At 74.2% G+C, this 391-nt stretch carries 1 pseudogene; it reads left to right on the top strand.

Annotation, left to right across the window (positions count from 1 at the left end):
• Window positions 1–391: pseudogene (locus AVW09_RS18050) on the top strand (PTS mannitol transporter subunit IIB); the annotation flags it as partial.

Genomic DNA, 391 nt, shown 5'->3' with positions numbered 1-391 from the left:
CGGCGGCGGCTTGGTCTTCCCGGCCGCCCCCGGCAGCATCATCGCGGTGACCGCCGCCGCGATCGGTGCGGGACCTGCCAACCTCCTGGTGGTGTACCTCTCGGTCGCCGTGGCCGCCGTGGTCACGTTCCTGATCGCGGGTGTCATCCTCCGCGCCTCGCGCAAGCGCGACCTCGCGGCCGAGGGCGGCGACGACGCATTCGCCGCGGCCATCGACCAGACCGAGGCCAACAAGGGCAAGGAATCGGCGGCCCTCGGCGGCCTGCGCTCGCGCACCTCGAGCGACGTCACCGCCTCCGCCGACCGCGACGTCGAGGGCGCCCTGGGCGGCCTCGGGGGTGCCGTCGCCACGAAGCAGCTGAACACGATCGTGTTCGCCTGCGACGCCGGC

Origin of the sequence: Microbacterium sp. T32, from assembly GCF_001619615.1 — a bacterium.
In the GTDB taxonomy this organism is placed as follows: domain Bacteria; phylum Actinomycetota; class Actinomycetes; order Actinomycetales; family Microbacteriaceae; genus Microbacterium.
Note: the sequence above shows the minus strand (reverse complement) of the source record. Positions and strands in the feature narration are given on the sequence as shown.